The organism is Gordonia zhenghanii, from assembly GCF_021738965.1.
GTDB classification, from domain to species: domain Bacteria; phylum Actinomycetota; class Actinomycetes; order Mycobacteriales; family Mycobacteriaceae; genus Gordonia; species Gordonia zhenghanii.
In genome coordinates, this window is the sequence record NZ_JAKKOQ010000020.1 from 61,614 (window position 1) to 80,393 (window position 18,780).

16 protein-coding genes are annotated in these 18,780 nt (G+C 65.3%); 9 read left to right on the plus strand and 7 right to left on the minus strand.

What is annotated here, in order from left to right; genetic code table 11:
- Positions 1–87 precede the first annotated feature (87 nt).
- Entirely contained in the window at positions 88–957 is an 870-nt protein-coding gene (locus L5G32_RS18065) for an SGNH/GDSL hydrolase family protein (protein ID WP_237012464.1), read from the plus strand.
- 1 nt (position 958) lies between these two features.
- Here the strand turns inward: L5G32_RS18065 and L5G32_RS18070 are convergent, their stop codons facing one another.
- Positions 959–2,347 carry an MFS transporter gene (locus tag L5G32_RS18070; protein ID WP_237012465.1) on the minus strand — a complete coding sequence of 463 codons (1,389 nt, stop codon included), beginning with the start codon at positions 2,345–2,347 and terminating at the stop codon, positions 959–961.
- A gap of 204 nt (positions 2,348–2,551) precedes the next feature.
- Between L5G32_RS18070 and L5G32_RS18075 the strand changes: the two genes are divergently transcribed.
- The gene (locus tag L5G32_RS18075; protein ID WP_237012466.1) at positions 2,552–3,700 is read left to right on the plus strand and encodes an acyl-CoA dehydrogenase family protein; all 1,149 of its coding nucleotides are present in this window, start codon (positions 2,552–2,554) and stop codon (positions 3,698–3,700) included.
- A 136-nt stretch (positions 3,701–3,836) separates the two neighbouring features.
- Here the strand turns inward: L5G32_RS18075 and xylB are convergent, their stop codons facing one another.
- Together xylB and L5G32_RS18085 are read right to left on the minus strand one after the other, a co-directional pair.
- Positions 3,837–5,225 (minus strand): xylulokinase, encoded by a 1,389-nt coding sequence (xylB, locus tag L5G32_RS18080; protein WP_237012467.1) that lies wholly within the window; start codon positions 5,223–5,225, stop codon positions 3,837–3,839.
- Positions 5,222–6,697: a mannitol dehydrogenase family protein gene (locus tag L5G32_RS18085; RefSeq protein WP_237012468.1), complete on the minus strand. Its 1,476-nt coding sequence runs from the start codon at positions 6,695–6,697 to the stop codon at positions 5,222–5,224. Before L5G32_RS18085 ends, xylB begins: the two co-directional genes overlap by 4 nt.
- Before the next feature lie 140 nt (positions 6,698–6,837).
- Here L5G32_RS18085 and L5G32_RS18090 point away from each other — a divergent pair, with 140 nt between their 5' ends.
- The 6 genes from L5G32_RS18090 to L5G32_RS18115 all read left to right on the plus strand — a co-directional run bounded on the left by L5G32_RS18090 (position 6,838) and on the right by L5G32_RS18115 (position 14,119).
- Positions 6,838–7,899: a sugar-binding transcriptional regulator gene (locus tag L5G32_RS18090; RefSeq protein ID WP_237012469.1), complete on the plus strand. Its 1,062-nt coding sequence runs from the start codon at positions 6,838–6,840 to the stop codon at positions 7,897–7,899.
- 89 nt (positions 7,900–7,988) lie between these two features.
- Complete coding sequence (locus L5G32_RS18095) at positions 7,989–9,287, plus strand: ABC transporter substrate-binding protein (RefSeq protein WP_237012482.1); 1,299 nt, start codon at positions 7,989–7,991, stop codon at positions 9,285–9,287.
- 32 nt (positions 9,288–9,319) lie between these two features.
- Positions 9,320–10,243, plus strand: coding sequence for a carbohydrate ABC transporter permease (locus tag L5G32_RS18100; protein ID WP_237012483.1), 924 nt, complete (start codon positions 9,320–9,322; stop codon positions 10,241–10,243).
- Positions 10,243–11,097, plus strand: a complete 855-nt coding sequence (locus tag L5G32_RS18105; RefSeq protein ID WP_237012470.1) for a carbohydrate ABC transporter permease — start codon at positions 10,243–10,245, stop codon at positions 11,095–11,097. The genes L5G32_RS18100 and L5G32_RS18105 overlap by 1 nt, the downstream gene beginning before the upstream one ends.
- A 41-nt stretch (positions 11,098–11,138) precedes the next feature.
- A complete protein-coding gene (locus L5G32_RS18110; RefSeq protein ID WP_237012471.1) occupies positions 11,139–12,239 on the plus strand; it encodes an ABC transporter ATP-binding protein in 1,101 nt (366 codons plus the stop codon).
- Between the two features lie 215 nt (positions 12,240–12,454).
- Positions 12,455–14,119, plus strand: coding sequence for a vWA domain-containing protein (locus L5G32_RS18115; protein WP_237012472.1), 1,665 nt, complete (start codon positions 12,455–12,457; stop codon positions 14,117–14,119).
- A 208-nt stretch (positions 14,120–14,327) separates the two neighbouring features.
- Here L5G32_RS18115 and L5G32_RS18120 read toward each other — a convergent pair whose 3' ends face one another.
- From L5G32_RS18120 to L5G32_RS18135, 4 genes are all read right to left on the minus strand, one after another.
- Positions 14,328–14,468, minus strand: a complete 141-nt coding sequence (locus tag L5G32_RS18120; RefSeq protein WP_237012473.1) for a hypothetical protein — start codon at positions 14,466–14,468, stop codon at positions 14,328–14,330.
- A 16-nt stretch (positions 14,469–14,484) separates the two neighbouring features.
- Positions 14,485–15,060: a hypothetical protein gene (locus tag L5G32_RS18125; protein WP_237012474.1), complete on the minus strand. Its 576-nt coding sequence runs from the start codon at positions 15,058–15,060 to the stop codon at positions 14,485–14,487.
- On the minus strand, positions 15,044–15,511 hold the full coding sequence (locus tag L5G32_RS18130; protein ID WP_237012475.1) for a hypothetical protein: 468 nt from the start codon (positions 15,509–15,511) through the stop codon (positions 15,044–15,046). The genes L5G32_RS18125 and L5G32_RS18130 overlap by 17 nt, the downstream gene beginning before the upstream one ends.
- A 106-nt stretch (positions 15,512–15,617) precedes the next feature.
- A complete protein-coding gene (locus L5G32_RS18135) occupies positions 15,618–17,816 on the minus strand; it encodes a CocE/NonD family hydrolase (protein ID WP_237012476.1) in 2,199 nt (732 codons plus the stop codon).
- 300 nt (positions 17,817–18,116) lie between these two features.
- Between L5G32_RS18135 and L5G32_RS18140 the strand changes: the two genes are divergently transcribed.
- Positions 18,117–18,638, plus strand: a complete 522-nt coding sequence (locus L5G32_RS18140) for an LppP/LprE family lipoprotein (protein WP_237012477.1) — start codon at positions 18,117–18,119, stop codon at positions 18,636–18,638.
- Positions 18,639–18,780 lie beyond the last annotated feature (142 nt).

The following is an 18,780-nucleotide window of genomic DNA, read 5'->3' on the forward strand; positions in this document are numbered from 1 at the left end:
AGATTCTGTCCTGGCGTCCGAACTCCGTGCGTTATCGTGCACTCCAACAGTGAATTAGTTCGATCGATCAACTTGTAGGGGTGTGGGATGCGGTTCAAGCATGTGGCGACGACGGTGGGTGCTCTGGCTGCCGCAGCGGTGATGGCGGTTGGCCTCATGCCGGGTGCAGCGCAGGCGACACCCGCGCCACTGAAGTACGTCAACCTCGGCGACAGCTACTCGGCGGGGTCAGGCGTGCTGCCGTTCGCGCCAGAGGCGAGCATCGGGTGCATGCAGTCGGCCGATAACTACGCCAAGCTCGTGGCTCGATCGAACGGGTACGACCTCACCGACGTCAGTTGTGGTGGGGCGACGACTGAGGACTTCTTCAGTTCGCAGCAATCCGGTGTCAAGCCCCAACTCGCTGCACTCGACGACGACGTCGATCTGGTGACGTTCTCCATCGGCGGAAACGACGACGACCTATTCGCAGGCACCGTGATCAACTGTGTGGTCGCGGGCGTCGGCTCCGGAATGCGCGGAACGCCCTGTGAAGACAAGTACGCGAAGTCGGCGTCCAAGACGATCCGCGAGACGACCTACCCGAATCTGGTCAAGGCCATGAAGGCAGTCCGAGTCAAGGCCCCGAACGCCCGGGTGGCCGCGCTCAACTACCCGTGGATTGCACCCGACCGCAACGCACCGTGCAACGGGATGCCGATATCGGCGGGCGACGGGAAGTTCACCCACCGAGTCCAAGCCGAACTCAACGACGCGATCGCTCGCGCGGCGGAGAAGACCGGTGTGACGCTCGTGGATGCGGCGGCAGCCTCTGTCGGCCACGACGCCTGCAAGGCTCCCGGCGTGCGATGGGTCGAGCCGGTGCTCACCACATCCCAGTTCGTGCCCGTCCACCCGAACTCGCTCGGCGAGCGTCGCATGGCAGACGTGACTGCGAAGACGCTCGATCTGAAGTAGGTCAGACGCCGTGCGCGGACTTCCGCGCCACCCGCACCTGATTGATCACGAGTGCGACGCAGACCGCCGTCGCCGTTATTGCAGCGACGGCGAGCGACGCAGTGATTCCGCTCTTCCCGGGGCTGGCGGCGAGGATCGAGCCGACGATCGCGCTGCCTGCCGCGCCACCGACTGTGCGCAGGACCTGGTTGAAGCTGACTGCGCTGCCGACTTCGAAGACTGCGACGTTGCGTGCAATGAGCGTGGGCATCGCGGCGTATGCCGAACCCATGCCGAGTCCGAAGAGGGTCATCCCGACCAGGATCTCCCACAGGTGATCGTTGGTCAGCCAGATCATGAGCGCAGACGCAGCCATCAACGACGAGCCGGCAGGCAGCATCGTCGTCATGGAGCCCGGTCCGAGGCGTCGAACGAATCGGTTGCCTACGAGGCTGCCGACCGACAGCGGGAGCATCACGAATCCGGCCCAGAACAACGGGAGTTCGAGTCCGTAACCGGTCGACTCGGGGGCCTGCGCGATGATGCTGATGGTCGACAGGCTCATGTACATCGAGGCGCCGAGACTGATCGCCGTCAGGTTGGCCAAGAGTACGTCCGGCGTCTTGACGACGTGCAGGTTGATCAACGGATCTCGCGACCGCAGTTCGACGACCGCCCAGACGACGAGGCAGGCCGCGCCGATGACGATCGCCGCGATCGTCGGAACCGACAGCCAACCCCAGTGCGATCCCTGGCTGACGGCGATGAGCAGGCCGGCCAGTCCGACGGACAGCAGGGCGGCGCCCGGGGTGTCGAACGGCCGAGACGTACCGGCCTCGCCGTCAGACGGCACCCATTTCCAGACGACGACGATCGCGGTCAAGACGAAGACCGCGGCGAACCAGAAAGCGACCCGATAATCGAGCATGCTCGCGAGGATGCCGGTCAACGGATAGCCGAGGCCCAGGCCGGTCGCGACCGTCACCGACAACGTCGAGATGGCGGGGTCGGCGCGACCTGCACCGCCGAGGTGGCGGCGGGCCAGCACGATGGTCACCGGCACGATTCCGTAGGTCAGGCCTTGCAGCGCGCGGCCGACGAGGAAGACGCCGAACGTCGGGGCCGATCCCGCGACGATGGATCCGACGAGGATGACGGCGAGCGAGATCAGGAGGAGACGTTTGGTGTTGCGTCCATCGGACAGCCTGCCCATGATCGGGGTCGCGACGGCGCCTACCAGCAGGTTCACCGTGAGCATCCACTGTGCAGCGCTGACCGAGACGTCGAGTTCGGACGCGATCGACGGCACCAGCAGCATGCCGAGCGAACTGACGATCGACGTCGTCAGGGCGGCGTAGATCAGGCTGGGGACGAGTGACTTGCTGGTGTTCAGCGGCTGATCGGTGGTCATGGAGCACGTATCCCGAACTCGCGGGTGTAGGGGCTCGGAGCAGACATCACGCCTTCCGTTCTACCCGCGGTGCTCGCGGCGGAGTCAATCGGGCGCGCCCCTCGGCCTCCGGCTGCTGAGACAGGCTGTCCTGCGTTGCTCGCCGGATTGCGATCGACCGGGGCGGCATAACATGACTTGTGGACCCGGCGAGAGGACTCATCGATGGCTTTGACCGCAGACGAACAGGACATGGTTGCTCTGGTCGCGGACTTCACGGACAAGCGGGTGCGCGGCAACGTTCGCGAACTCGACGAGCCGGATGTGTACCCGGAGGCGTTCATCGAGGAGATGAAGGCCCTCGGGTTCTTCGGGTTGTTGGCTCCCGCGGAGTTCGGCGGAGTCGATGTGAGCACGGCGTGCTTCGCGCGGGTCACCGAGGAACTCGCTCGTGGATGGATGAGTCTGGCGGGCGCGATCGGCGGCCACTCGGTCATCACCTTCCTGGTCAAGACGTTCGGCACCGACGAACAGAAGCAGAAGTATCTGCCGCGCCTGGCCGACGGCTCGATTCGAGCGACGATGGCGCTCACCGAACCGGGAGGCGGCAGCGACCTGCAGAACATGCGGACCTTCGCCGATCCAGTCGACGGCGGCTTCTCGATCACGGGATCGAAGACCTGGATCTCGAATGCGCAGCACTCAGGTCTGATCGGTCTGTTGTGCATCACTGATCGCGCGGCGTCGCCCGCGCATGGCGGGATGAGCGTGATCCTCGTCGAACCCGGTGAGGGACTGACGATCTCACGCAAGCTCCCGAAACTCGGGTACCGGGGCGTCGAGGCGTGCGAGCTGGTGTTCGACGGCATGGCGGTTCCGGCGGACGCGGTTCTCGGCGGCGAGCCGAATCGGGGATGGGCGCACATGATGCGCGGCTTGGAGATGGGACGTATCCAGGTGGCGTCGCGCGCTCTGGGCGTCGGGCAAGCCGCGTTGGATGCCGCTGTGAAGTACGCGCAAGAACGCGAGTCGTTCGGCAAACCGATCTGGAAACACCAGAGCATCGGCAACCTGCTCGCCGATATGGGAACCAAGCAGCAAGCTGCGCGACTGTTGACGATCGACGCCGCCGAGAAACTCGATCGCGGTGAGCGCGCCGACATGGAGGCCGGCATGGCCAAACTGTTCGCGTCGGAGACCGCGATGCAGATCGCGTTGGACGCGGTCCGAGTTCACGGCGGGTACGGGTACTCGAAGGAATACGACGTCGAACGCTACTTCCGTGACGCGCCGCTGATGATCGTCGGCGAGGGGACCAACGAGATCCAACGGAACGTCATCGCCGCGCAGATGGTCGCGCGGAACCGGGTCTGAGGTCTCGCCGGGAGGCTCGATTCACAACAACGCTGTAGATTGCTGCCGCTATGTGGCAGTGAACTACAGCGTTGTCTCGACTCCGCTCGACCAGCGTGGCGGTCTCGACTCCGCGCGACCGGCGTGGGACTCCGCGCTACGAGCGCGCGACCGCGTCGGCGACGGCTCGATACTGCTGGTACACGTGCGGGGTCGGCTCGGCCGACACCGTCCGCGAGGAGACCGTCCACTGGGGGAGCTCGCCGGTCAGGGCCCAGGCGGCTTGGCGGGCGGCGCCGAGGGCGACGTACTCGCCGTCGACCGGCATGGTGACCTCGCCGCCGAACAACGACGCGGCGATCTGTTGCACGGCAGGGGATTTGGACCCGCCGCCGATCAGCGTGACGCGCTGCACGTCGATGCCCTGGGACTCGATGCGCTCGCGGCAGTACACCAGGGAGCAGAGGAGACCTTCGACGGCGGCGCGGGCGATGCCTGCGGGCGAGAAGTTCGAGGCGGTGATTCCGGCGATCGACCCCGTCGCATCGGGCAGGTTCGGCGACCGTTCGCCCGCGAAGTAGGGGACCATCGTGATGCCGTCGGAGCCGGCAGGAGCCGACAGTGCGAGCCGGGCGAACTCGTCGAAGTCGACGCCGAGCATGGCCGCCGTCGAGGCCAGGACCGGGGCGCCGTTGAGGGTGCAGACCAGGGGCAGATGCCGGCCGGTCGCGTCGGCGAAACCGGCGACCAGCCCCGATGGGTCGCATGGCGGAACGTCGGTCACCGCGCTGACGACACCGGAGGTGCCGAGGGAGACGACAGCGTCGCCGGTCCGGGCGTGCAGACCGAGCGCGGCGGCCGCATTGTCGCCCGCGCCCGCACCGATCACGAGACCCGACGGGGCGGTCCCGGCCCGCTCGCCGGGCCCGACGATGCGGGGGAGTAGTGGTCGTCGCCCACGGAAAGCCAAGTCCAACAGGTCGTCTCGGTACTCACCGATCGTCGCGCTGAAGTATCCGGTGCCAGAGGCGTCGCTACGGTCGGTCGTCAGTTCGGCGAGGTCGGCGCCACCGAGCAGCTTCCAGATCAACCAGTCGTGCGGAAGGCATACGGCGGCCGTCCGATCGGCGTTCTCGGGTTCCTCGTCGGCGAGCCATCGCAGCTTCGTCGCGGTGATCGAGGCGATCGGAACCACGCCGACAGCCTTCGCCCATTCGTCGGGCCCGCCGAACTCGTCCACGAGGTCGGCCGCGGCGCCCGCCGAGCGGGTGTCGTTCCAGAGGAGCGCGTCGCGCACCACCTCGCCGTCGGCGTCGAGGCACACCATGCCGTGCTGTTGGCCGCCGATCGACAGTGCGGCGACGTCGTCGAGTCCGCCTGCCTCGTCGATCGCGGAATACAGGGCGGTCAACCAGTGCTCGGGCGACACCGACGTACCGTCCGGGTGCGCGGCGGTCGCCGATCGGACGATCTCGCCGGTCTCGGCATCGCAGATCAGCACTTTGCACGATTGGGTCGACGAGTCGACGCCCGCGACGAGTGTCATGCGAGAACGGCCTCCAACGTCTTTCGGGCGCCGACGGTGCGCAGCAGGTCGAGGGCTCGGAGGTAGGGAGCAGTGAACAGTTCGTGGTCGGCGAGGTCGCCGAACAAATCTTCGTCGCGCACGAACGCCAGCGGCTCGGTCTGCGACTTCTGCGCCAACGGAACCAGTCGTGCGGCCAGCCCGTCGACGACGTCGATCGGCTCACCCTGCTCGTCGATGCCTTCGGCGTACCGGGTCCAACTCGCGACGACGGCGGCGGCCAACGGAACGCCGTCGCCGGCCGCGATGCGGTCACGGATCACCGGGACCAGCCATTTCGGGATGCGGTCCGACGAGTCCTGGCACAGTCGCGCGACGGTGTCGGCGATCGCCGGATTCGCGAACCGCTCAAGCAAGGTGTCGATGTACTCGTCGACGTCGACCCCCGGCAGGGCGGCAAGTGTCGGTTTGCCCTCCTCGGTCATGTAGCGGCGCAGCAGTGCGACGATGTCCGGGTCGCTCGCCGCATCGTGCACGTAGCGGTATCCGAGTAGATATCCGAAGTAGCAGAGCGCCTGATGGCCGGCGTTCAAGAGGCGCAGCTTCATGTGCTCGTACGGCGTCACATCGTCGACCACCTGGACGCCGACTTTCTCGAACGCGGGCCGGCCCATCGAGAAGTCGTCTTCGAGGACCCACTGCGTGAACGGCTCGGCGACGACTGGCCAGTTGTCGGAGACGCCGGTGCTCTCGGCGACCTCGGAGGCGAGTTCCGGTGGCGTGGCCGGGGTGATCCGGTCGACCATCGAGTTCGGGAACCGCGCGTTGTCGGCGATCCACGCGGCGAGTTCGGGGTCGCGGAGCTTCGCGAAGGCGAGGAACGTCGACCGCGCCATGTGACCGTTGCCCTGGACGTTGTCGCACGACATCACGGTGAACGCCGGAACTCCGCGCTCGCGCCGACGGGCCAGCGACTCGGTGACCAGTCCGAACACGGTGACCAGCGGCGTCGTGCCGGAGAGGTCGGCCACGACGTCGGGATTGGCGGCGTCGAACTCGCCGGTCGAGGGCGAGAAGTTGTAGCCGCCTTCGGTGACCGTCAGGGAGACGATGCGGGTGGCCGGATCGGCGAGACGTTCGACGACGGCGTCCGGATCGTCCGGGGCGTACAGATAGTCGACGATCGATCCGATCACCGACGTCTCGACTGCCCCGTCCGGATGCTTGAGCGTCAGCGAGTACAGGCAGTCTTGGCCGAGCAGTGCGTCGCGCATCGCGGCGTCGGCCTCGCGGACCCCGACGCCGCAGATGCCCCAGGTCGACGCATCCGGATCTGCGGCGAGGAGGCGGTCGAGATACATCGCCTGGTGCGCGCGGTGGAACCCGCCAACGCCGAAGTGGACGATGCCCGTGGTGATCGCCGAGCGGTCGTAATCAGGGACGGCGGCTCCGCTGATCTGCTCCAGATTCGCCGAGCTCAATGGAATGCTCATCGATGCACCTCTCCAGACCGCCATGACCGGGCGCATACCGGACATAGTGTTGTTGCGTACGTCACAGTGGAATGCTACCCTACTGAGCACATTCACAATGTGTGAGCATATGTTCACAACGATACGAGAGCAATATACCGATGACGGCAGAGCGAACCGCTGACGAACCGGCGAAGGACCATTCCGGCTCCTCGCGCCGTTCGGCGTCGTCGCGAGCGGGTTCGGACTCTGGTCACGACCTGCGACTCCTCGTGCGGGCTGCCGCGATGTACCACCTCGACGGGCTGACCCAGGCCGACATCGCACGTCGGCTCGGCGTCTCCCGACCGACGGCAGGCAGGCTCATCGCCCGCGCCCGAGCGCAGGGCCTGGTTCAGGTGACCGTCTCTGCGCCGCCGCACCTCGCGTCCTCCATCCACACCGACCTCGAGCGCGAGATGGAGCAGACGTTCGGGCTCGACGAAGTCCTCGTCATGGACGAGGTCGCGGACGGGACCGGCACCGGGACTGCGGCACTCGGCCGCGCGGGCGCATCGATCTTGATGCGGCGGATCCAACCGGACGACACCTTCGGTTTCACGTGGGGCCCCGAGCAGATCGCAGTGGCAGACGCGATGCGCGGGTCGGCGTCGTGCTCGCGCGTCGTGCAGATGGACGGTTCGATGACCTCCGTCGACTACGCGACCGGGCTCGACCACACCCTCATGCGATTCTCCGAATGCCTCGGCGCGCAACCCGTCCGTCTGATCGCCCCGCTGTACGTGGATGCCGGGACAGTCGAAGCGCTGCAACGCGACTCGCTGATCTCGCAGTCGCTCGACGCAGCGCGGCAAGCGCAGATCGTCCTCTACGGCGTCGGCTCGGCGTCCACGTCGACGACCCTCTTCGAGGGCGCGTTCATCGACTCCGTCGTCCTCGACGAACTCCTCTCGTTGGGCGCGGTCGGCGAGATCGGCGGCCGCTTCTACGACATCCACGGCGTCGCCGTGAAGTCCAGCCTCGTGGAACGGACCGTGTCCGTCTCCCTCGAGGCGTTGCGGGACTGCCCGACATCGATTCTCATATCCGGCGGACCCCACAGGCAGGAAGCCGTTCTCGGCGCTCTGCGCGGCGGGTACGCAACCATCGTCGTCACCGATTCGGCGACCGCGCGATGGCTCGTGTCACAAGAACTCGCGTCACAAGAGAAGGGTGAACAGTGAGGTTCCCAGGAAGAGGTTTGGCGCACCGGTGGCGTACCGGTGGACGCCGACGAGCGCTTGCGGCGGGTGCAGCCGCGGTCGCCGTTGCGATGGTCGCGACCGGGTGTTCCGGCGCGGGCGCATTGTTCGGCGACTCCGACCGGCAGATCACCGTCGCGATGGTGTCGAACTCCCAGATGCAGGACGCCGTCGAACTCTCGGGTCAGTTCACCGAAGAGACGGGCATCGACGTCAAGTTCGTGACGCTGTCGGAGAACGAGGCTCGCGCCAAGATCACCGCGTCGGTCGCGACCGGCGGCGGTGAGTTCGACGTCGTCATGATCAGCAACTACGAGACACCGATGTGGGGTGAGTACGGCTGGTTGGTCGACCTCACCCCGTACATGAACGACTCACCGGGATACGACGCCGACGACTTCATCCCGACGCTGAAGTCGGCCCTCTCGTACGACGGCAATATGTACGCCGCACCGTTCTACGGCGAGTCGTCGTTCCTCATGTACAACAAGAAGATGTTCGCCGAAAAAGGCGTGACACTGCCTGCGGACCCGACGTGGCCGCAGGTCGCGGAGGCCGCGGCGAAACTCGACTCCGACAAGGTCGCCGGTATCTGCCTGCGCGGCAAACCCGGCTGGGGCGAGGTCATCGCGCCGCTGAGCACGGTCATCAACGCGTACGGCGGTCGCTGGTACGACGAGGACTGGAACGCTCAGTTCGACAGTCCTCAAGTACGTGACGCGGTGCAGTTCTACGTCGACACCGTGCGGAAATACGGCGAGGCAGGCGCGGCGTCGTCGGGTTTCCAGGAATGCAGCAACTTGCTCGCTCAGGGGCAGACGGCGATGTGGTACGACGCGACGTCGGCCGTCTCCGTGCTGGAGAACAAGGACGAGTCGGCGATCGCGGGCGACGTCGGCTACCTGCCTGCGCCGTCGATGGCCAAGGGCGGCAACGGCTGGCTGTACACCTGGGCACTGGGGATTCCCACCAGCAGCGACAAGCATGACGACGCCTGGAAGTTCATCGAATGGATGACCAGCAAGGACTACATGAAGTACGTCGTCGAGAAGAAGGGACCCGAGAGCGTCCCACCGGGCAGCCGACTCTCCACCTACGAGATCCCGGCGGTCAAGGAAGCCTCGGCGCCCTACTCGGAGCAGATGCTGTCGGCGATGAACGCCGCCGACCAGACCCGCCCGACGCTCGAGCCCGTGCCGTACGAGGGAATCCAATTCCTCTCCATCCCAGAGTTCCAGGACCTCGGTACTCGAGTGAGCCAACAGATCTCGGCGGCGATCGCCGGACAGATCACCGTCGACGAAGCGCTCGCTCAATCGCAGAAGTACGCCGAGGTCGTCGGTGAGTCCTATCAGGAGGAGTCGCAGTGAGCACTGTCGTATCCACCCCGACGGGCGGCACGATGTCGACCGGGAAACCGTCGATCACGTCGAAGAAGGAACAGATCTCGCGAGCCGAGGGGTGGCGTCGGCGCGGCCCACTGCTGCCCGCACTGATCTTCCTGCTGGTCGTCACGCAGATCCCGTTCATCTTCACGCTCTACTACTCGACGCAGTCGTGGAACCTCGTCCGCCCGGGATCTCGGCACTTCGTCGGGCTCTCGAACTACGTGGACGTCTTCGGCGACCGTCAGTTCTGGCAGGTCACGCTCAACACGGTCTTGCTGATCGTCGGCACCGTGCTGATCTCGGTGGTCCTCGGGCTGCTGTTCGCGTTGCTGCTCGACCGCAAGTTCATCGGGCGCGGCATCGTCCGCACCCTGCTGATCACCCCGTTCCTGGTGACCCCGGTCGCCGCGGCGCTGCTGTGGAAGACGAGCCTGCTGTCGCCGACCAACGGTCTGGTGAACTGGGCCTTGAATCCGCTCGGCATCCACGTCGACTGGCTGTCGGACTTCCCGCTGATGAGCGTGATGGCCGAGCTCGTGTGGCAGTGGACGCCGTTCATGATGCTGCTGATCCTCGCGGGTCTGCAGTCGATGCCGCGTGACGTCCAGGAGGCCGCTCGTGTCGACGGAGCCACCAGCTTTCGGCTGTTTCGCGAGCTGACCCTCCCGCATCTGCGGCGGTTCATCGAACTCGGCTCGGTTCTCGGCGCGATCTACCTGGTCAACACGTTCGACGCCGTGTACATGATGACCTCGGGCGGGCCTGGCGTCTCCAGCGCCAACCTGCCGTTCTACATCTATCAGCGCGCGTTCCTCGGCTTCGACATCGGTCAGGCCGCGGCGATGGGTGTGGTCACCGTGATCGGAACGATCGTCATCGCGACGTTCGCGCTCCGCCTGATATTCAAGTCATTCTCCGGAACAGAGGAGGCCGCGTGATGGCTACCGCGACCAGTCCCGACGTCACCACACTGCGTCGTAAGCGCGACCCCAAGGGGATCCTGCTCACCACGATCACCTGGATCCTGGCGATCGGGTTCTTCTTCCCGGTGCTGTGGATGGTGCTGCAGGCGTTCAAGAAGGAGTCCGACGCGGCAACCAGTCCGCCGACGTTCATCTTCAGCCCGACCCTCGACCAGTTCAAGAACGTCTTCGACGCGGGGATCGGCACACCGCTGCTGAACTCGGTGTTCGCGACCGTCGTGTCGACGGTGCTCGTGCTGTTGCTCGGCGTGCCGGCGGCGTTCGCGCTGTCGCTGCGCCCGGTCCGGAAGACGAAGGACGCGCTGTTCTTCTTCCTGTCCACCAAGATGCTGCCGATCGTCGCGGCGATCATCCCGCTGTACGTGATCGTCGGCCAGATCGGGATGCTCGACAACGTGTGGACGCTCATCATCCTGTACACGGCGATGAACCTCCCGATCGCCATCTGGATGATGCGCTCGTTCTTCCTCGAAGTCCCCGGCGAGCTCCTCGAAGCGGCGAGCATCGACGGTGCGAGCCTGTGGACGTCGGTGCGCGAGGTGATCCTCCCGTTGATCTCGCCCGGCATCGCGGCCACAGCGTTGATCTGCGTGATCTTCTCGTGGAACGAGTTCTTCTTCGCAGTCAACATGACGGCCGTCGACGGCCAGACGATGCCGGTGTTCCTCACCAGCTTCATGTCCGGTCAAGGCCTGTACTGGGCGCAGCTGTCGGCCGCGTCGGTGCTCGCGGCCCTGCCCGTCGTCCTCGCGGGATGGGTCGCGCAGAACAAGCTCGTGCGCGGTCTGTCGTTCGGCGCCATCAAATAGACCCGTCTTCACTCACGTACACATTTTCAGGAGAAACCCTCATGGCTTCCATCACCTACGACAAAGCCTGCTGCGTCTACCCCGGTGCGGACACGCTCGCCGTCGACTCCCTCGACCTCGATGTCGAGGACGGCGAGTTCGTCGTTCTCGTCGGACCGTCCGGCTCCGGTAAATCGACGGCGCTCCGCATGCTCGCGGGACTGGAGGAGATCGACTCCGGTGAGATCCGGATCGGCGGAAAGAACATGGTCGGCGTCGCGCCCAAGGAGCGCGACATCGCGATGGTCTTCCAGAACTACGCGCTGTATCCGAACAAGACTGTCGGCGAGAACATGGGCTTCGCGTTGAAGATGCGCGGCGTCCCGCTGGCCGAGCGCAAGGAGAAGGTCGCGGACGCGGCCAAACTGTTGGACCTCACCGAGTTCCTTGACCGCAAGCCGGCCAAGCTGTCTGGTGGTCAGCGACAGCGCGTAGCGATGGGTCGCGCCATTGTCCGTGAGCCGCAGGTGTTCTGCATGGACGAGCCGTTGTCGAACCTCGACGCGAAGCTGCGCGTGCAGACTCGTACCCAGATCGCCGCGCTGCAGCGTCGGCTGGGCACGACCACCGTGTACGTGACGCACGACCAGGTGGAGGCCATGACCATGGGCGACCGCGTCGCGGTCCTCAAGCACGGTGTGCTGCAGCAGTTCTCGACACCGACAGAGCTGTACGACCGCCCGATCAACGCATTCGTAGCTGGCTTCATCGGTTCGCCGGGCATGAATATGTTCACCGCTCCGGTGCGCGACGGCGAGATCACCATCGCCGGTGCGCCGATCTCCATCGATGAGGAGAGCGCAGCGCTGCTGCGCTCGTCCGGACTCGACACCGTGATCGTCGGCATCCGTCCCGAGCACCTCGCCCTCGGCGAAGGCGAAGGCATCAACGCCGACGTCGCTCTCCTCGAGGAACTCGGCAGCGAGACCTACGTGTACGCGAACCTCGCCGACGACTCGATCAAGAACCTCGACGGCGAGCCGGTGATGATGGTGGCACGCTCCGGTGTGCGTTCGCCGGCCCGTCTCGGCGACGGCATCCGTCTGCGCCAGTCCGGTCCGGCTGTCCACCTGTTCCACCCAGAGACGGGGAACCGGTTGTAGGGGTTCGACTCTCCGCCGGTCGAGCGGAGTCGAGACCCATGTAGTTGATTGAGCGAGCGAAGCGAGTCGAAATCCCCCGACGTCACTGTGGATTTCGACTCGCTCCGCTTGCTCAATCAGCCATGGGGGTCCGCGCTCAATCAATTGCGGCCACCCGCGGAATTCCGGCAAACGGACGACAGACAGGCGACCTGCGTCGTCAGTACGTTCAGTGGATGGAGACTCGCGAGGCTCGACGATTCTGGATCTGCCGATTGGTCGGACTCGTAGCGGTCGCGGTTCTCATGGCGGCCTGCACGTCGCAGGGAACTCCGCATACGTCGACCTCCCAAGACGGTCAGTCGTCGAGTTCCTCCACAGCCCCCGCCGTTCCGACGGCACTGGTCCTGGACGCGTCGATGTCGATGACGGAGGCCGACGCACCGGGCAAGAACGGCGCGACGGTCACCCGGATCGAGGCGGCCACGAGCGCAGCGGGAACGCTGATCGAGTCGATGCCTGCCGACACTCAGTTCACGTTGCTGACTTATGGAACGAAGGCCGGGTCGACTCCGGCGGACAAGGCGGCCGGCTGCCGCGATGTCACGACGCTCATCCCTCTCGCGTCGATCGATCCGCGCGCAGCCAAGGATGCGGTCGGCGCCATCACGCCGAAGGGTTACACGCCCATCGGCCTCGCGCTGCAGCGCGCCGCCGACGATCTGCCCGCCGATGGGCCGCAATCGATCATCGTGGTCTCTGACGGGCAGGACACGTGTGGTGTTCCCCCGTGTGACATCGCCTCCGACCTTCACCGCCAGCGGCCCGACCTGACCATCTCCACGGTGGGGTTTCGCACCGACGGCGCCGGTGAGAAGGATCTGTCGTGCATCGCGAACGTTACTGGCGGCCTGTTCGTCACAGCGGACGACTCCGCGCAGTTGGCCACCCGTCTGGGCGCCACCCAGGATCTCTCGACGGCTCGCAATTCGTTGACCGGCACGGGTCTCAACGGCGCCGAGATCGGCCAGACGGCTGACGACATTCGTGCGACTCACGGCGACCTCCCTGCCGTGAACGGTTCAGGCGAGGTCGTCGTCCTCTGGCGCGACTGCGACCTGACGTTCTCCGACGGCGTCCTCACCGCTATCGCTCCTCGGAGCGGTGCTCGTACCGTCGACGGCGTCACTGTCGGTGATCCGCTCAGCAAGGCGACCGGACTCTACGGCGACCCGGTGAAATCCGAGCAGTCGACGGGCGACACCAAAGTGGTGCTTCTGACCGCCGATGCTGAAGCGGGTACCGCGTACAAGACCACCGTCGACGGGAGCGGGGACGACGCCACCATCAAGCGGATCGTCTTGTGTCGTTGTCTCCCCACGACCAGCGGAAAGCCCGACGGCGGGACGTCCGTCGATGCCACCGCACTCACGTTCGGCGGAACTGCCGAGATTCAGGCAGGTATGGCCGAGACAGACCTCGCGTCGGTCGGCATCACTCCGGAGGCGTCGCCCGCGCACGGCTGCAACTACTATTTCGTCCCCGGCACCGATTATCTGCACGTGATGGCCTCGCGAGGCAAGGTGCTCGGCGTGTACTCGATCTACGACCCGGACACGGAGGGGATGGATCCGGCCGTTCACAACGCAGAGGGCATTCGGGCGGGCGACACCGCTGCAGACGTGCGCGCTGCATACAAAGGTGCAAAACTGACCGAAAAGTTCTCGGGTCTTGGCTCAAAGAACATCATTCGTGTCGTCGACGGCGATGGAAAGGCGATTGGATTCTCCTTCGACAGCAACAGCGATGGATCCGACGCTGTACCTGATTCTGCGGTCGTGCAACTGATTCGTGCGGGTACCGAGGACGTCGCTAGAGGTTTCGAGGTCTGTCTACGCTGAAGCTCAGCCGATTGAGCGAGCGGATCCCATGGCTGATTTCCAGCGGGCGGACCCCGATGGCTGATTGAGCGAGCGAAGCGAGTCGAAATCCACAGTTACGTCCGGGATTTCGACTCGCTCCGCTCGCTCAATCAACTGCGGGGAGGCTCGGCGCTCAATCAACTGCGGGAGACTCCGCGCTCAACCAACTACAAGCCGTCCGCCGCCGTCAGCCGCCGTTGAACGCACGGTGATACGTCCGGCACTGTTGGCCGCGCAGCGTCCCGCATTTCGGGTGGACCGGCGTGCCAGAGCGTGAGACGCCGGGCAGCGTCACGAACGACTCGGAGAGGTCGCCAGGGAACTCCACGAATAGGCGCTACTGGTCACCCGGGCATACGTGCAACCCACCCTCCGACGGTTCCGACGGTCACCGCGATTTTCGCCTTGCGGCGCCATCCGGGGGTATTCCAAGTGGTTTCGACCATTTCCCAAAGCTGGAGGTCGTCGAGGCGGCATCCGAAGCCGAAGGCGAGAAGCCAAATCGCGACATCTCTCCGGCTCCATACTCCATCCGGAATCGTGGAGAGTTGCCGCTGTGCGTTGATCGTGTAATAGAGGAAAGCCTCAAGTTCTGCTCGCCGCTCACCAGCTCCGAGCGCGCTGAGGCGCGGCTTCACGCTCGCGATGACAGCGTTCGACAGGACATCCGAACTAGTGAAACTTTGGACGTCTCGACCATCGAGGTACGGTGCCCCGTTCCACACTGCGAGATGCACTCGTACTGCGATGAAGACCACCGCCAGTTCGAACGCATCGCCCAATTGTGCGCGATATTCGGACATGAATCGGTCAATGGCTTCGTCAGAGCCGGTGCCCGCTCCAAGATCGTCCCACGCTCGATCGACAACGTCGACGAACAACTTCGGGTCAAACTTCGCCCGGTTACGTCGTCTGACCATTTCGCACCTCCTCAAACAAGTCGATGACTTCTTGCCAGGATTCGTCGCTCCACGCGTCGATACCGACGAAAAACAACAGGAATGCAGCGACGACCGTTTCCGAGTCCGACTGGTTCTCGTGTTCGCCCTCAAAGGCAACTGGGGGGCTCGAATTTGTCGCCATGACCGTGTCGACTCGATCCTGAAATTCCTCCAAACTCCAGGACGATGCCTTGGAGGCTGCTGGGAAGGTCAACGCGAGGTAGGCACGAAACGCCGCGTAGTCGCCGGAATCGCCGAGCGCTCGACCAACTATTAGATAGCGATTCACCAAAATGACGGCCACCGCGATTTGGTGCCAGTCAGGTCGTTCCACTAGAGGCTCGAGCCTGTCCTCTAGATTGCTGACTCGTCCGATGCTGATGTCGCGGCAAAGGCCTCTCAAGACCGCGAGCACTCCAGAGTCGATCATCAGATCCCTCCCCGCTATCGCACTGAATCATATGCTGAGTAGGCCGGTTCCGCTGATCGCTCAATCAACTACGGGGCTCCGCGCACGGTCAACGACAGTCTTGCCGTCAGCCCCCGTTGAACGCACGGTGATACGTCCGGCACTGTTGGCCGCGCAGCGTCCCGCATTTCGGGTGGACCGGCATGCCAGAGCGTGAGACGACGGGCAGCGTCACGAACGACTCGGACAGATCGATCGTGTCGACGACGCGGCCGCCGGTGCGCGGGGTGTCGAACTGCCACGACGCGAGGTCGCCGCCGGGTGCGCTGACGAGGACGCGGATGCGTGATCCCCTGGCGAATGAGTGCATCACCGGATGGATCGGAATCGTCATCCGGTTGTAGCCGGCGTCCATCGGACGCGACGTCGTGTAATCGGGTGCTGTGCCGTCGCCGCGGGAGCCCGACCGCAGCACGCCGGTGCCGATCGCCGTCTCGTGTCCGCTTGCCGACACCTCGGTGAGTGTCACCTGCAGATCGGTGAACGGTGCGGAGCTCTTGACGTTCAGGGTCACCGAGCCGTTGCCGAGCATCACCTGGGCGGATGTCAGTGGGGCGCTGATGAATCCGAGGCCGCTGTGGCCCGGGGCTTGTTTCCAGGTGTAGTCAGGAGCGGTGCCCCAGGCGGCAGCGGTATCGCTGGCCGCGGAGGGGAGCGTGTTCAGCGGACGGTTCACGGGATTCGGTCGGAACGCGACGTCGCCGTCGCCCGCCGACGTGCGGAGCTTCCCGTTGCGCGCGAGGTAGAGCCGCTCGGCTCCGGCATCACCGGGCCACGACCGGAACGACTTCTGCCACGGCGACGAGAGTCCGCCGGGGCCTGCGGTGCCTGCACCGTTGCCGAACAGCGCCCGCACTCGCGGAGTGCTCTTGGCGAAGCGTGCCTTGGCGGTCTTCACGTTCGGCGAGTCAGAGAATCGGACCGGCGGAATCGGCTGCCCCGGCGCGTTCGTGGCAGCTGGGTAGACGGCGAGCCCGAGTGGCGCCATCGTCGGCGGCGTGGTCGGCACTTCGTCGGCGACGAAGATCTGCAGGAACTCAGCCCATCGTGACAGGATCTGCGGGCCGAGCGAATCGAAGTGACGCCCGTTGACGATGTTGGCCCACACCTTCGGATTGTGGTCGAGCTTGCTCAGGACGTCGACCCAACTGGGGCCGGTCTGTTCGTCTTGCGCCGCGCCGGCGATGAAGACGGGGACATCGATCTTGGACGCCCAGTCCGGGAGCGACCGTTCCTGGTACACCGGGGCCGATGCCATCGGGTTCGCTTCGATCAGGGCGAACGGGTCCTGTGTCTGCAGACGGAGTTTCTGATTCGCGGCGCAGGCCGTGTCGCCCGCGTCGATCCGGGCTTTGACCCACGGTTGGCCGCCGGCCGGGCCGGGCTTGGCGTCGTCGACGCGTTCCTGCAGCCACGACTTTGCGAAGCCCTTGTTGAAGATGCCGCCGGGACGCCCGACGGAGTAGAGGTCGTCCGTGGTGCTCATCGGAGCGATGGCGGCGAGGTGCGGTGGCCGGGTCCCAGCGGTGTACATCTGCGAGATGCCCGAGAACGAGATGCCGACCATGCCGACCTTGTTGTTCTTCACCCAGCCCTGGCGGCCGATTGTTTCGATCGCGTCGTAACCGTCGAATGCCATCACTGTGTCGAACAGGCCGAAGTCGCCTCCGCTGCAACCGCTTCCACGCATCTGCAGGCTGACCGTCGCGAAGCCGAGCATCTGCGGGGCCAGGGTCGCACCGACGATCACCGAACTCGCGGGAGCTTGTGGATCTGGGAGGCCGACTTTGTCGCCGATCGCGCCGACCACGAGGTCGTTCGGGGCGGCGTTCTGATAACCGGAGTACTCGACGACGGTCGGGAACGGGCCGTCGGACAGCTTCTTCCCGTACGGCAGGCGAACCGTCGCCGCGAGGGTGACGCCGTCGCGCATCCGGATGTAGTTCAGTCCCTCGTGCAGCTTCTGGTTGTAGAGCGACGGGGTCGGGGGCGGCGAGTCGGCGTCGGTCACCGTCACTGGACGTGACGTGACGCCTGCGCCGTTCCAGCTGTACGAGCCGGGCGCGAGATGCCGGACGATCAGCGAGCCGAGACGGTCGCTGACGCCGTGGCCTACAGCAGAACCGTCGGCTGCCTCCAAGGTGAGAGACGTGCCGGGGCGGGTGTCCGTGACGTACGCCTGTGCGATACCGCCGCCGACGTTCGCGTTGTGACGGGGAGCGGCAGTCGCGGTGGGTGCGAACAAGGCGGCCGCGGTCACCGCCACAATGCCGACTGTTCCTGCCCTGCCCAGAAGTCTGCCTACTCGCATGCTGTTTCTCATCCGTCGTCATGCCCCCGCAAAAATCGATCGATCGATCAACAAGAGTGACGCTAGCCACTTCTATGGTGGGAAAGCAAGCGCGGTCATAACGGGTGGCAGTCGCGTGAAGCTCGGCGAAGGTGTCATGCGATCAAATGACGAGAGTCGAAACGAAGGTGAGCGTCGTCACGACGTACTGAGTGCGGGACTCGCGCAGTCGCGGGGTCGCATCCACACGGTCGGGGAGACTCAAGGAGTAGAACGATGCGCCATTCAGCGAAGACCGCAGCAGTCGCACTTGCCATGGTGGTGGCCGGCCTCGGAGCAGGTGCCGGGCAGGCCGACGCGGCGCCGACCTCGGCGAACAACACTCATCCGGCCGCATGTCCGGGAGTCCCGACCAGCCGGGTCGACGCCGCCGTCCGTCATCTGGCTCCACCATTCCCCGGCCGGGACATTGCCTGGCGGGTCACCGGCCAGGGCTCGTCCATGGGCTGCTGGTTCAAGTGGGTCCAGGTCTATCCGCAAGGCGCCACCGGCAGTTCGCCGACGCACATCCTCTTCTTCGACCAAGACCGATTCATCTCCACCGCGACCCCCAAGTCCACCGCTTTCACACACGTCGTCGGCAGCGCTTGGCCCGGTGAGCTGACCGTCTCGTTCCGCTGGCCGATCGGCGACGACGCGAACGCGAATCCCCGTGGTCACGCGAATGTGCGTTACCAGTCGCTGCCGTTCATCCGGCCGTTCCCGCTCGACCCGATCCCGTGGCAGGCGCTGCGGTAAGGGGTGGTCGGCGGGGGTCTCGACGCTTCTATGTGTGGTGTCAAGCCGCGGTGGGTCTGTGTTGGGTGTTTGTCGTGGTCTCGGCGGTGGTTGTGCTGCGTTCGCAGGTCTTGAAGATTTCGCGTGCGATGTAGCGTTTGAG